Below are 13591 nucleotides of genomic sequence, written 5' to 3'. Positions count from 1 at the left end.
TGTTCGAGGTTTATTTATGGTGTTAAAATGTTAAAAAAGAGATGGTTAAAGTTTTGTTAAGGCTTGCTCTTGTTAAAAATTGAGCAGATTGAGTTATCTTAACAGCCTACATCAATCAGTCTGGCCCAATGAAAAATATTTTCCTTCTTTGTATTGGGATTGGTTCGCTGCCCAGTTTGCTCCCGGCCCAATCCACCTGGATCCGCGTCAACCAACTCGGCTACCTCCCCGAGGATAAAAAAGTAGCGGTACTTGTCAGCAAGGAAACACCCCAGGTCAGCAGTTTTGAATTGTGTGAAGAGTTGAGTCACAAGGTCGTATTCAGCAGCCGCAGCATTCAAACCTTTGGCGAATATGCCGCTTTCCGCTCCGGCTGTCGGCTCAATTTTTCCAGCTTCAACCGCGAGGGGCGCTATTATGTGCGGGCAGCCGGGGTGCGCTCGCCCAGTTTTCGCATTGCTGCCGAAGTATATGCGGGCACCGCCGACTTCATTCTGCGGTACATGCGGCAGCAGCGCAGTGGATACAATCCCTACCTCAAGGACTCTTGCCATACCCAGGATGGCTACATTGTGTACCATCCCGACCCGGCCAAAAATGGTACACACCTGGATGTTTCCGGAGGTTGGCACGATGCTTCCGATTATTTGCAATACGTTACTACTTCGGCAAACGCCACCTACCAAATGCTTTTTGCGTACCAGCAAAATCCGGGCTCTTTCGGCGACACCCATAGCGCCAATGGCCACCCTGGACCCAATGGTATCCCCGACGTATTGGACGAAGCCAAATGGGGCCTCGACTGGTTGCTCAAAATGAACCCCGCCAAAGACGAAATGTACAACCAATTGGCCGACGATCGCGACCACCTCAAATTGCGGCTGCCCAATCTGGATTCGGTGGTGTACGACCCCAAACAGGGCCTCCGCCGCCCCGTCTACTTCATCACCGGGCAGCCACAGGGTTTGTTGCGTTACCAAAACCGGACGAAGGGCGTCGCTTCCACTGCCGGAAAATATGCTTCAACTTTTGCGTTGGGAAGTAAAATTCTGGCACCCTTCTACCCTGAATACGCCCAAAAATTACTGCCCAAAGCCTGGGATGCTTATGCCTTTGGCCGCAAATTCCCTGGGGTATGTCAAACTGCTCCTTGCCGGGCGCCCTATTTTTACGAGGAAGACAATTACGTGGATGACATGGAATTGGCCGCCGCACAGCTCCTACAACTAGCCCCCCAACGCAGCGAACTGCTCCAACAAGCGGGCGAATACGCCCGGGCCGAACCCACTACGCCCTGGATGGGTGCAGATACTGCCAAGCATTACCAGTGGTATCCTTTTGTGAATTTGGGGCATTACCTCCTAGCCCAACAGGGTGGGGGAGTGGGCACACCTTTTCGCCAATACTTACAGGCGGGCATTGAAAAAGTGAAAGCCAGGGGGCAAAACAATCCCTTTCTCAACGGAGTGCCCTTCATCTGGTGCTCGAACAACCTCAGCGTAGGCATTTTGACCCAAATGCACCTGTACCGCCAACTGACCCAAGACGATCAATACCAGGAACTGGAGGCCGCCATGCGCGACTGGCTTTTTGGCTGCAATCCCTGGGGTACGAGTATGATTTATGGCTTGCCTGCGGATGGCGACAGCCCCGTTGATCCACATTCTGCTTTTACCAACCTCTACAATTATCCAATTGACGGTGGCTTGGTGGATGGCCCCATTTACGGCAGCATTTTTGGCAGGCTAATCGGCATCACCATGCACGAAGCGGATGAATACGCCGAGTTTCAATCCAAACTGGTGGTGTACCACGACGATTACGGCGACTACTCCAGCAATGAACCGACGATGGATGGTACCGCGAGCCTGAGTTACATCCTCTCGGCGTATGAAAAGGAAGGCAAAGCGGCGGCGGATCAACTACGAAAGGATGTATACGGTGGCATTCAAGGGATGAACCCAGAGGAGCCTACGATTTACTTGACTTTTACTGGCCACGAGTTTGGGGAAGGCCGTAAATTCATTTTGAAGACGTTGAAAAAACAGGGAATCAAAGCTTCGTTCTTTTTGACGGGCGATTTTTTGCGAACCCCGCAATTCAAAAACAGTATCCAACAAATGGTCAGGGACGGTCATTACCTGGGGCCGCATTCGGACAAACACTTGTTGTATTGTGATTGGGGCAAAAGGGATTCATTGCTGGTTAGCCGTCCACAATTTGAGCAGGACTTGCAGGCGAACTTGCAGATGTTGAAAACCTTTGCCCCTTCGGCGGTGATTACCCATTTTATGCCACCCTACGAGTGGTACAACGAGCAGATTACCAGGTGGAGCAAACAACAAGGCCTGCAACTGATCAATTTTACCCCTGGCACGGGCACCAATGCGGATTACACCACGCCTAGCATGAGCAACTACCGCAGCAGTGCGCAACTATACGAAGGCCTGCTGGATTTTGAACAAAAGAATCCCTCTCGCCTCAATGGAGCGATTGTGCTTATCCACCTGGGGACTGATCCGGAGCGGAAGGATAAGTTTTATCGGCGGCTGCCGGAGTTGATAGCGGAATTGAAGGGGAAGGGGTATGGATTTGGGCGGTTGTAGAAACAACGAAGTGAGGTGTAGGCCTCCAAATAAACGGGTAAGTTTGTAGGCTGAGTCTAAAAAATTAAACAAGCACCAATGACACCAATAAAACTTTACTGCTCGAGCTTAATTAACAACATTTCAGCTTGATTGACATGTTCTCTTCCAATCGTGACTATGTTTTCTAATTCTTTGCGGGCTGCGCTTGCTTGGTTTGTACTCAAATACACCAGCGCTAAATGCCAGTTGATGGCATCTTCTTGCCAACCTTTACCAAAAGATCTCGCTTGTAGTAAGTGGGTTTCGGCAAGGGTGAAATTTGGTTTTTCCTGTTTTAAAGCGGAGATACCCAAGTAAAAATGTTGCTGTGCGGTAGAAGGTGGTAGCGCAGCAAAAAGCTGAGCTGCCTTTTGGTATCTTTGTTCAATATAGGCGGTTCTAGCAGCCTGCTCAGCAGTACTTAAACTGTCATCATTCATTGTATTGCTCAGCGACGGGGCACTTTCCTGCTTTAAAAAATTTAGTGCCAATTCGGGTGCGCTCTCACTCCAAGAAGATTTCAGGAATTGCTTCCCCAACCACGCTAAGGCCACTGGCCCAAGGATAGTAGCGGCTGCTATTGCAATGGATAACCAAATCCGACGACGTGTCGCTTTGGAAGCAGCCAAAGAGGTAGGCGTTGAAGATGATGTTGCTTCAGGATTCTGGTTGGTTTCTATTTCTAGGGATGTGGCAATACGCTTTAAATTTTCTCTTAGTTTATCCTCATCCTGTTTCTGAACCAGTTTTTGCAGCAATGTTTCTTCAATCGCCTCCATTTCTGCTTCGGATAATTCCCCTTTTTTGTATTTGTCAATCATAAATGTTAGTTTAAAAAGTCAATGAATCATGCAGCATTGAGACGGTGCAAAAAAAGTTCTCGGAGTTTGTTGCGGCAAACTTTGGTGCGGGTTTTGGAAGCATCTTCGGAAATATTGAGCTCAATTCCAATTTCGCGGTGGGGTGTTTTTTGAAAATAGTGCCGTTGTAATAAAGTACGACAGGCTTCATCCAATTGTTCAAAAGCAAGCTCAAAATGTTGGAGGGTAGTTTCGTCGTATTCTTCTTCTGTCAGGCCCAGGCTAGTTATTTCAATATCTGAAAGGGGCATTTGTTTGCGTTTGCGCAATAGCATCAAGTATTCATTTCGAATTATCTGCATAATGTAGCCTTCCAGGTTACCATATTCAATACGGCGTTCAAGCAAAAGCCGGTGAATTTTTACAAAAGCTTCAGTTGTGACGTCCGCAGCATCATCATAACTGATGTTCAGGTTTTTAAGTGCATAATTGCGGTATTTCTGGTAATTTTGAATAAAAATTTTCTGAAAAGCCTGCTCTTTACCGTTTTCCAATTCATCCAGTAATACCAGAAAATCTGCTACGCCCAAACCCCAATTTTTATTTTCATTTGCCATATAGGTTCTAATCTAGGTGAATGCATTTTTTTAAAAAAGTGAGCTGATTAAGAAGAGTTTAGAACAAAAATACACAATTGGACCAATTGAAAAAAAAAAGTGCAATTCAATCTCACTTTTGCTCACTACAGGGAATTTCTTGCATTTACTCATTGGTTTATCAAAAAAACAAAATTGTATAAACTCCTAAATAAAACATTATGAAAACTCCTGTTTTAATTGGCTTTTTTTATTTTTTTGCTTTAACAGTGGTATGGTCGCAGATCATGCAACCGCCCCCCAGGGATTCATTTGATGTTATTGTGGTGTTTCCGGAAGGCACTTCGTTTAAGGCCATTGAAGGCAGAAAGAACAGTTTAGGTGCCAAAGAGAAGTGGATTACCCCGATTACGAAGGCTAGATTATGGCGAATGCCAAACAGCAGAACTGTAAAATCAGGAGACCCTGCGGATTGGTTTCCCTATTCAAGTCCAACCGAAGCAGTAGAACGAGCACGTAGAAAGACCTCCGGGGTTGAATTTTTCATTGAGGAAAATGTTGAAATTACCATTCCCGAAAGCCCTAACATGTGGTTATCAAGGCCAAGCGCTAGTTGTGTAACTTTAGACATCAAGAGATTTGTTGTTCCACCAAACAAAAATGGGAGACCTGGGAAAATAGCCATATTAGATACAGGACTTGGCTGCAATTCTCGCATACCTGACTGTAAAATACCTCCTGAATTGAACAGCCTTATTGCATTCGGGGAAGGGTACAACTTCACAAATGATTACCCATCTGTAAAGATTTTTGGTGACAATCATGGTCATGGAATGGCAGTTGCCAGCCTGATTGCTCCTAACATGGGGAATGCTGCCAATATAGTGCCTATCAAAGTATTGGACAGACATGCAAAAGGACGTATGTATGCTTTGATCCAAGGAATTGATCATGCCATTCAAACAAATGTGGACATTATCAATATCAGCATTGTGGCTGAGGTTCGTCCTAATTCGGACGGGAAATATTTTCCACTAGATAAAACACCTTTGGGGATAGCCATGGGGATGGCTCAAAGAAACGACATCCTGGTTGTCTGTGCGGCTGGAAACAACCAGCGAATAATAGATGACAAACCTCTTCTCCCAGCCTGTGTGCCTGCCGATAACATTCTGGTAGTTGGTGCAGAATCCTGCATTGGTAGTATTGCATCATTTTCCAATGTTGGACTTATCCATGTTGACATATTTGCCCCTGGAGAAAACATCATTGTACCTACTGTGGAGGGCCTCACCAGGCCAGTTAGTGGAACTTCGTTTGCAACCCCTATTGTAGCGGGAATTGCCTTTGCGCTCCGTACACACAGTGGCACCCGCAGTTGGCAACAATTGAAATGTGCAATCATGCAGGGAGCCTACCGAACAAAAGGCTCAGTCTTTGTGGGCAAATGCGTTAGTGGTGGAACCATCGATAATACCGCGGCACTTGGTCGTTTGAGCTATTGCTTTCGAAAATGATGCAATGAGTAAATAACATTTAGGCCAGTATGATAGTGAGGTATACTGGCCTGAATTTTTTACAAAAAATCCATTCCTACTTTATTTTTAATATTTTAGATAAAAAAATAATTTGGCCAAGCAACTTCCAGTACATCTTTTTATTTTTGGAGAAAACATGTTAATAGACCCTAAAAAACTGGCTTCTGCATCCGCAGCCTAGGCATACCAGTGCTGTTTTGTTTAACAGTGGCTCATCTTACCCTTCGTTCGCAAGGCAAAATCAACCCAATTGATAGCTTATTCGATCAATTTTATTCTTTAATAGACAAGCCAAACCAGCAGCCCAAGCATGTTTTGGAAGGAATAAAAAATATAGCACAAAAGCTGAAAACATTGCCCAACCCCGGGCTTGATGCCGCCGACCTTTGGCACGAAATGGGGTTGTATTACTACAGCGATTTAGCTGATTATGGCCAAGCATTGCCCTGTTTCGTTGCTGCAGACGCCCTCCGCAGAAAACACCTTACTGATCCTGCCCACAACGATCTTGCACGCAGCGCATTCATGATGGGGGTTTGCCACAAGTACCTGGGTGAATACAACACTGCACTAAATCAAGTTAATATTGCTTTAAAAATCAGTTCAAATGGTAAAAATCCTTTCATGCTGGCAAAAGAATGCCTAGAGTTGGGTGACATTTATGATTATTTGGGCGACTACGATAGGAGTATAGTTTATTATGATCGTGCTTATCCCCATATCCTGAATAGTCAAAGAGATCGAGTCCAGTTATTGGAAGAACATTACAACCGACTTGCGCAAACCTACCTGGCAAAAGAGGAATATTTGCTGGCACTACAAAAAAATCGTTCAGCGATTCAGGTTTGTCTCGATTCAATGAAAGAAGAATGGGCAGATCAATTTCATGCGGTTATTGGGGGGTGTTTCATTAATATGAACCTGAGTTTCCGGGCTATGCAGCGGTACGATTCTGCCCATTTTTGTTTAACCCAAGCCTTGGCCTACTATCAAAAGTCTGACCTGCCCTATGTCACCCGACACATTGGCAACATCTATAACGAATTTGGTGAACTTGCTTTGGCTCAAAATCGCTATAAGGACGCACTACAATACCAAAAAAAGGCCATCACTATTTTACAAAATTACCCTCAGTATCGCTTGTTGTCCAGTGCCTACGCCAGTGCCGGAGAAGTTTGCCTACAAATGGGAACTATCAATGAAGCCAAGACTTATTTTGAAAAAGCTTTAAAAGTAGCTGTCCCAAAATTCCCTGCCTCAGTAATGCGACTCAATACGGTTACGGATAAATGCCTCATAGCGCTATTCGGGATAACCCGTTGCCAAATGGCTCAAAAAAAATTTCAGGAGGCACTGCACAACTTTCGGCGTTTGGATACTTTGATCATTCAGTTGAGGTATTCTTTACGTGAAGATGGTTCCAAATTTAGTTTGTCCCAACAGGCTTTGCCTATTTATGAACAGGCCATACGCACCGCCTTAATGTTGCATGATACCAGTGCCGCATTAGACTTTTGTGAACGCAACAAAGCCATTGTACTCCGTCAGGCTTTGACCGATCAATCAGCCAAACAAATGGCAAATATTGACCCAACAATTTTAGCATTGGAAAACCGACAGTTACAGCGCCTGGTCTTTTGGCAAAAAAAAGTTTTAGAGGCGGAAAATGATTCTTTGCGGGGAGTCTGGCAAGATTCCCTGGCCACATTAAAAACAGCTTTTGAACAACAGGTTCAAAAACTCGAAAAAACACAACCAGATTACTTCCGCTTGAAATATGCTTCCATTCAGGCGATGAGGGTAGTTGACATCCAGCGGGCATTACCAGACTCTACTTTGTTCGTTGAGTATTTTATGGGAAACCAAGAATGCTTTGTTTTCGCAATTACAAGGAGTGAGTGCCGAATTTATACTCAGGTGCTTCAACAGGGATTTTTGGATTCAATTTCCTTGTTCATCCAACACCTTCAGAATCCAGCTCCCGATGCTACTACGATGCAGGTTTTAAGTAAAACGGGGTTTCTATGTTATCAAAAAATATTGGCCCCTGCACTAAAAAAGCTCAATACACACGGTGAAATTCGACGATTGCGCATTGTGCCTGACGGATTATTGCACTACCTTCCTTTTGATGCCTTGTTGGAAGCTCCCTACCCTGATCTCAAAGGGCGGAATGTCCCTTTTTTGATTAAAAAATTTGCCATCAGTTATAGCTTTTCCAATCAATTATTAAATAACAAAAAATACGTAAATGCTTTTGGCCGAACCAGGTGGAATTTCGGAGGCTTTGGTATCAGTTACAACCAAGTCAATACTTCATTGACGAGGCTTCCTTTAGCCGAACCACAAGTGGAGTTTTTGAAAAAAAGCCTTGGCGGTAAAACCTGGACACAGAGCACTGGCCAGTCGAGTAAGCAACATTTTTTAACCGAAGCCCCACGTTGCCGCATTCTCCACCTTTCGATGCACGGCCGAATTGATGAAAAGCAACCAGCCAAGTCAGCACTGATGTTTGTAAAAAATAAGTCCATCGAGCCGCTCAGTGCTTTGGAAATCTACGGGATGCGTTTTCGCAATAACGAACTTACGGTGTTGGGGGCCTGCAATACAGGTAAAGGTGTGTTGCAACGAGGGGAAGGCATCATGAGTGTGTCCCGAGCATTTGCATACGCAGGTTGCCGTAGTTTGATGATGAGTTTGTGGGAGCTTCAAGATGTTTATTCCGATGACATTGTAAAAGCCTTTTATGTTGAACTAAAAAAGGGAACCCCCAAGGACATTGCCCTCCAGAGAGCCAAACTTCAATTTCTGGCTAAAGATGCAGCAGAGCAACGAATGCCTAATTACTGGGCGGCCATGGTCATTATTGGAGAAGTAGAAGCCCTTGATTTTTACCCGAATAGGTACATATGGTTACTGATAGTGCTGTCGCTTATCATCATAGGGGCATTGTTTAAATTTTTTAACCTAGGGAGTAAAAATAAAAAATAAAAAAAAGGACCAAGCTCCTCACTTCTCTACTTTTCTCGCATTTAATAGTCAAATCCGCCAGTGGATTGATTTGATCATTATTAAAATCTTGCGCGATGAAAAGTATCCTCAGTTTAATTGCTTTTGGGGTTCTGTTCTTTCAAATTACTACCAACGCACAGTCAGTTACTGGCATTCATAGTGTAGCAAGAGCTAGCAGTACCCATACTAGTATTACTGTAGATTTTACCCTTAATTTTTCAGATGTTGGCACTGATATCTTTAACCAAGATCAGGTTGTATACGTATTGCTTTATGATAACAATCGTAAAGAATATTATGCTTACCATCAAATTTTCGTTATCAAACCCTGCCAGATTGTAAGCTTGGAAAACCCTAGCAGAACTTACTCCTTTAGTGTTGATTATCGGACCTCAGAAATCAGAGACAGAAATTTAAAAGCCGTTGTCAAAGTTTTGCGGGTATCCGACATTGTCACCTGTGAAGGCCGAGAGTAATCCAATCTTCGTTCTTGCCTCTTTTTACCACATCCATTTTCCAATTTGATTTTTAAACCCTAATAGTTCTATTCCAATGAAAAGTATCATTTTCATTTTGGCATGGTTTGGGCTTATGTTATCCCAAATCAACGCACAACCTGTATGCCCGGTTGTTCCTCGCTCCACCTGGTTCAATCCACTTCAAGCGAGTTTGTCTACTGCCGGAATTCGGATCAACAATTTTACGCCACGAAGGCATGAATTTGATCCATCCGGAGAACGTGCTTTTTGGAAACCAAACGATTGTTTCTTTAGAGTCGATTTCGGCGGAACACATTATCGGCTACCTTTTAGCCTCGACATGGTTGCCGGTGGCCCAGATAATCGCTGCAAAGCTTACATCAATGAATGGAATTCCTCAAGAACAACGGTTAATACCCGCGGTGGAAGGTTAATTATGAGTTTCAATTTTGAAAGTGCAGAAACCGAGCTCATAACTGATTGCTATAACAATGCCTGTTGCGAAGGAAATCCGTTTTGTCCCGGTGCAGGTTGTCCAGATTTTGAACTCAACAGTGCGTGGGTTGAAATGCAACTTCTACCTATTTTGTCTGGTGGCCGCTTGAGGTATTCGAGTGAGGTCATTTTTAAGGTTGATGTACGAGAATTAGGTCCAGACCCATGCACCAACAACTTTTGGGCTTTCCTTTGCGACTGGGGGTTGATCCCTAGAGTGGGCGATCGCCAAAACCAGATTCGCCGAGCAATTGAAAGCAATCTTCGTACTAAAATGGATGACCCAGGACTAAAGGCAGCCATTGAACTTGCCTTGAACAATGCAATCCGCAGTACAGGAGTTGACCTATCTCGCTGTAGTTCAGTACAAATGGATAATGCTGGGAATTTAATTTTTAGATAATCAAACTGCCCATCAGGGTATAACAATCTCTTGTTTTTTTAAAATCAAAACACCATGAAAACTATCTTTTTTGTAGTATTCTGTTTACTGGGCTTTGTCTGCATTGCTCAACACACTACGATCACCCCAAACGTTTTGGTAAGACCTCCCATTGTAAGGGTAAATGGTGCTACCATAGGTCGTACAAACAATACTCGGCCATCAGCCAAAATACAACCGACTGTAACAACGGAGAATGGCATGACTTGTTCCTCTCGACGAATTGAGTTTACTGAATCTAATTTTGAACGCATCATTTCCGGGGGCATTTGGGACAAGATCTATCCTGGCGCGATTTACCAAGCGAATTCAGTGGCAGACGGCTCTTTTAGAACCTTGGACTTGCCTAGAAATCCAATGCGAATGGCAGTCAATCTAATTGCCGCCCCTTCTGGTAAAATTTCGACCACCATCCAGCCTGTAAACCTAAACCGTAGTGGGATATGGCAAGGAATTTCATATTTGCTCGACCAGAACAGAACGGTGGTTAATGCCTCTAGGGCAGTATTTGAACTGAAACAAATATTTAGCCGAGAGCAGCTGCAAGTGTTTGTAGGTGGGGATTTTACAGGTTGGGGTGCCAGCGTACAGGCTACCTTCAATACCAGCAATACACAGGCTCGCAACGTATATATCGTAAAACTGACCCAGGTTTATTTTGATATCGTAGTGGATGACAATCAAAACCTGGTTACTACTCCCCCAACTGATGACAATGCAGTATACATTCACGCTGTATCTTATGGAAAAATTGGGTACTTACGGATAGAAAGCAACGAATCAGAACAGACCATCCGAGCTGCACTCAATGCCCGTTACAATTGGGGAAGTGGCAACGCTGGAGTCCAGGCCAATGTCGACTACAATAAGGTTCTTCGTGAATCGCAGACTGTTGGTTTCGTATTGGGAGGTTCGGCACAGGTTATTACCAATGCCGACCAATTCAATCAATACGTACGGGATGCACGTTGGAATCCAAGTGTACAAATCCAACCCATTTCCTATAAGCTCAAATTTTTGCGGGATAGGTCTGATGCCTATGTTAGTATGACTACGAGCTACACCGAACGCATCTGCGAACCCATCCGTAGAGGTACAATTTTGCAAGTAACTACACAAAGTGGGAGCGATGACTTGCGCTCTTACAATACCGCCTTTCTAGCGGTTAATTTTAACAATGGTACTTCCTCTCGTGAATATTTGTTGCACCGGGGGCTAGGGCAAAACCAATCTGCAACCCAAAACATCAGTTTGGGGCAAGAAATTGACGTGGTGAATGTTCGCAGCATCTCCATTCGTCATGACGGCACCCCCAATAACAACCCTTTTACTGGAGGGGATCTTGGACATACTTGCGACAACTGGGATTTGATGGCCTTCAGGGTCTCCTTGCTCACGCCTAGTGGCCTTGTAAACATTTACAACAATATTTTAAGAAACCAGAGTACCGATGGTGACCATGCGCCAATCAGGTTTACTGGTGATAAGCGAACTGCAGAATTCAAAAAACAGGATTAAGTTCAAATTTGGATTGGGGATGATTGAGCAACAAATCTGATGTAAAGAACAAGGTGATTCGGATCACTCTCCGGTAACCGAAACTATAAATCAGAAAATATTAGGGGCTGCCTGATCGCAGCCCCTTTTTTGTCCTTACGTATTCGAGTGCCGACGAACAACAGGTTAAGATCCGAACAAGTTTGTGAAAATTATTTTGCAGACGTGCAAAATCACACATTTAGGTGAGGTGCTTTAAGGGCAGTATGTTTAATTTTATTGAAAAAAAGGAATGTTCACACCTGCCCAACGTCTATACTTCCTGTTTTTGTTCGTCTTGGTCTTCATCATGTTCCTCCTGGCGGCCTACACGGCCTGGATCGATCCAGCCATTACCTATGGCTTTTGGCCTGGGATCAAACATGGTTTTTTTGCGGTGCAAAATGGGTTCATTGGCCTGTTTTCCGGGCGGGAGTATTATGCGCCTTTGGTTACAAGTGGATATCGCTGGGGGTTTTGGGTTGGTCTGTTTTTGATTCCGGGGTTGATTCGGGTGGTGTTTGAGGTGCTGGGTGTAGTAGTGGAGGAGATGATACGGCGTTGATTAAGTTTTGATGGACAAAAAAAGTAGCACCACCCCTCAGTGATGCTACCTTCCAAAAGACTATAAACAGTGCAGAAATAATTAGTAGCCAGGGTTTTGGCCAAAAGTTGCTGGGTTGTTCATGATGTCGATTTCCTGCTGCGGAATCGGGTAAATCAAACGGAAAGGCGCGATGGTGATTTTTTTGTTGGCTGCAATTTCGGCAATCGCCGTACCTCTGCGCACCAGGTCAAACCAACGGTCGCCTTCAAAAGGCAATTCCAGTCTTCTTTGCTTGTAAATTTCAGCGCGGAAGCTCTCCTGGGTAGGTAAGTCAGTTCCAGTTAATTCCTTCAGGCCAGCGCGCTTGCGTACAGCATTCAGGTGAGCAAAAGCTGTACCAGCAGCGGTGCTTGCGTTGTAACCCAATTCATTCAGGGCTTCCGCCTGGATCAGCAGTACATCGGCAAAACGCAAGATCGGGAAATCCGTTCCTGAGTTGTTGTTCACTGGTGTATCCAGAAACTTCCGGGGCATGATGAGGCTACTTCCAGTTGGCTTTACGGCATCAACCAAGGTTTTACGCAAGTCACCTGCTTCCGTATAAGCCTTCTGAATCGTAGTGTCGATGCCAATTACCTGGGTATTGGAATACCAAAAACCGTGATCCTGGCCGGAAATGCCTTTAGCGAAACGGATGGCGAACAGAATTTCAGCGTGGTACTTCACCGTAGCGCTGAACACATCTTCCACCTTTGGCAACAAAGAGAAGACCTTGGAGTTGATAACTTCGTCCAATACAGTTTTGGCATCGTTGTATTTCTTTTGGTACAGGTAGACTTTGCCCAACAAGCCCTTGGCTGCACCTTGGGTAACCCGACCCAAATCGGCTGCCGGGTAAGTAGCAGGAAGATTGGCTGCTGCAAACTTCAGATCCGCTTCAATTTGGGCATATACCCCTGCAACGTCATCGCGTTTTAAGCTGGTAGCACTCACCGGATCGATCGTTTTGGTTACCAATGGAACAGCGCCCCAGAGACGCACCAAATTGAAATAATTCAAGGCACGAATAAATGAGGCTTCTCCCTTGATGCGGTTCTTCAGGGTGTTGTCCATGTTGATCGGATCTACCGATTCAAGCACCGTATTGCAACGGAAAATGCTGCTGTAGATGGCCGTCCAACTGCTGTAGAGGTTGGTGTTGCCGGGGTTATCCGAAAACCGGTTGATCTGGTAGTTTACCCCCGAACCAGAAGAAGGATCCTGGTCAGAGAAATTGTCGCCACGGTGTTCCATCAACACTTGAAAGGTACCACCATACTGGCCGCCAACGGCCAATGACTTGTAGCAGCCGTTTACTGCAGTAATGGCATCCAGAGAAGTTTTGAAAAAATTCTCCGGGGAAATCGTTGATTGAGGCGTCAAATCAAGGAAACTTTCCTTGCAGGAGGTGCAGACCAATAGGAACATGCACCCTATAAATAGGTTGTTTTTCATTAGCATTTCATTTTTGATAAAAAAA

10 protein-coding genes are annotated in these 13591 nt (G+C 44.8%); 7 read left to right on the top strand and 3 right to left on the bottom strand.

Annotated features, from left to right (window positions below; translation table 11 throughout):
* Window positions 1-128: 128 nt before the first annotated feature.
* Entirely contained in the window at window positions 129-2606 is a 2478-nt protein-coding gene (locus SFV55_RS08365) for a glycoside hydrolase family 9 protein (RefSeq protein ID WP_320029035.1), read from the top strand.
* A 95-nt stretch (window positions 2607-2701) separates the two neighbouring features.
* Here the strand turns inward: SFV55_RS08365 and SFV55_RS08360 are convergent, their stop codons facing one another.
* Together SFV55_RS08360 and SFV55_RS08355 are read right to left on the bottom strand one after the other, a co-directional pair.
* Complete coding sequence (locus SFV55_RS08360; protein ID WP_320029034.1) at window positions 2702-3448, bottom strand: hypothetical protein; 747 nt, start codon at window positions 3446-3448, stop codon at window positions 2702-2704.
* 26 nt (window positions 3449-3474) lie between these two features.
* A complete protein-coding gene (locus tag SFV55_RS08355) occupies window positions 3475-4044 on the bottom strand; it encodes a sigma-70 family RNA polymerase sigma factor (RefSeq protein ID WP_320029033.1) in 570 nt (189 codons plus the stop codon).
* A gap of 200 nt (window positions 4045-4244) precedes the next feature.
* Here SFV55_RS08355 and SFV55_RS08350 point away from each other — a divergent pair, with 200 nt between their 5' ends.
* From SFV55_RS08350 to SFV55_RS08325, 6 genes are all read left to right on the top strand, one after another.
* Window positions 4245-5540 (top strand): S8 family peptidase, encoded by a 1296-nt coding sequence (locus tag SFV55_RS08350; protein ID WP_320029032.1) that lies wholly within the window; start codon window positions 4245-4247, stop codon window positions 5538-5540.
* A 375-nt stretch (window positions 5541-5915) separates the two neighbouring features.
* Window positions 5916-8552 (top strand): CHAT domain-containing tetratricopeptide repeat protein, encoded by a 2637-nt coding sequence (locus SFV55_RS08345; protein ID WP_320029031.1) that lies wholly within the window; start codon window positions 5916-5918, stop codon window positions 8550-8552.
* A gap of 95 nt (window positions 8553-8647) precedes the next feature.
* Window positions 8648-9049: a hypothetical protein gene (locus tag SFV55_RS08340; RefSeq protein WP_320029030.1), complete on the top strand. Its 402-nt coding sequence runs from the start codon at window positions 8648-8650 to the stop codon at window positions 9047-9049.
* A gap of 76 nt (window positions 9050-9125) precedes the next feature.
* The gene (locus SFV55_RS08335; protein WP_320029029.1) at window positions 9126-9950 is read left to right on the top strand and encodes a hypothetical protein; all 825 of its coding nucleotides are present in this window, start codon (window positions 9126-9128) and stop codon (window positions 9948-9950) included.
* A 54-nt stretch (window positions 9951-10004) separates the two neighbouring features.
* Window positions 10005-11507 carry a thiol-activated cytolysin family protein gene (locus tag SFV55_RS08330; RefSeq protein ID WP_320029028.1) on the top strand — a complete coding sequence of 501 codons (1503 nt, stop codon included), beginning with the start codon at window positions 10005-10007 and terminating at the stop codon, window positions 11505-11507.
* 271 nt (window positions 11508-11778) lie between these two features.
* Complete coding sequence (locus SFV55_RS08325; RefSeq protein WP_320029027.1) at window positions 11779-12090, top strand: hypothetical protein; 312 nt, start codon at window positions 11779-11781, stop codon at window positions 12088-12090.
* Window positions 12091-12171: 81 nt separating this feature from the next.
* Here SFV55_RS08325 and SFV55_RS08320 read toward each other — a convergent pair whose 3' ends face one another.
* Window positions 12172-13566 (bottom strand): RagB/SusD family nutrient uptake outer membrane protein, encoded by a 1395-nt coding sequence (locus tag SFV55_RS08320; protein WP_320029026.1) that lies wholly within the window; start codon window positions 13564-13566, stop codon window positions 12172-12174.
* Between the last annotated feature and the right edge of the window lie 25 nt (window positions 13567-13591).

The organism is Haliscomenobacter sp. (assembly GCF_033763495.1).
Lineage (GTDB): Bacteria > Bacteroidota > Bacteroidia > Chitinophagales > Saprospiraceae > Haliscomenobacter.
This window is presented reverse-complemented; position numbering and strand designations above follow the sequence as displayed.

What these genes read in the sequence shown, in the direction of transcription:
- SFV55_RS08365 (WP_320029035.1), top strand. Translation starts at nt 129, where the DNA reads ATGAAAAATATTTTCCTTCTTTGTATTGGGATTGGTTCGCTGCCCAGT.
- SFV55_RS08360 (WP_320029034.1), bottom strand. Translation starts at nt 3,448, where the DNA reads ATGATTGACAAATACAAAAAAGGGGAATTATCCGAAGCAGAAATGGAG.
- SFV55_RS08355 (WP_320029033.1), bottom strand. Translation starts at nt 4,044, where the DNA reads ATGGCAAATGAAAATAAAAATTGGGGTTTGGGCGTAGCAGATTTTCTG.
- SFV55_RS08350 (WP_320029032.1), top strand. Translation starts at nt 4,245, where the DNA reads ATGAAAACTCCTGTTTTAATTGGCTTTTTTTATTTTTTTGCTTTAACA.
- SFV55_RS08340 (WP_320029030.1), top strand. Translation starts at nt 8,648, where the DNA reads ATGAAAAGTATCCTCAGTTTAATTGCTTTTGGGGTTCTGTTCTTTCAA.
- SFV55_RS08335 (WP_320029029.1), top strand. Translation starts at nt 9,126, where the DNA reads ATGAAAAGTATCATTTTCATTTTGGCATGGTTTGGGCTTATGTTATCC.
- SFV55_RS08330 (WP_320029028.1), top strand. Translation starts at nt 10,005, where the DNA reads ATGAAAACTATCTTTTTTGTAGTATTCTGTTTACTGGGCTTTGTCTGC.
- SFV55_RS08325 (WP_320029027.1), top strand. Translation starts at nt 11,779, where the DNA reads ATGTTCACACCTGCCCAACGTCTATACTTCCTGTTTTTGTTCGTCTTG.
- SFV55_RS08320 (WP_320029026.1), bottom strand. Translation starts at nt 13,566, where the DNA reads ATGAAAAACAACCTATTTATAGGGTGCATGTTCCTATTGGTCTGCACC.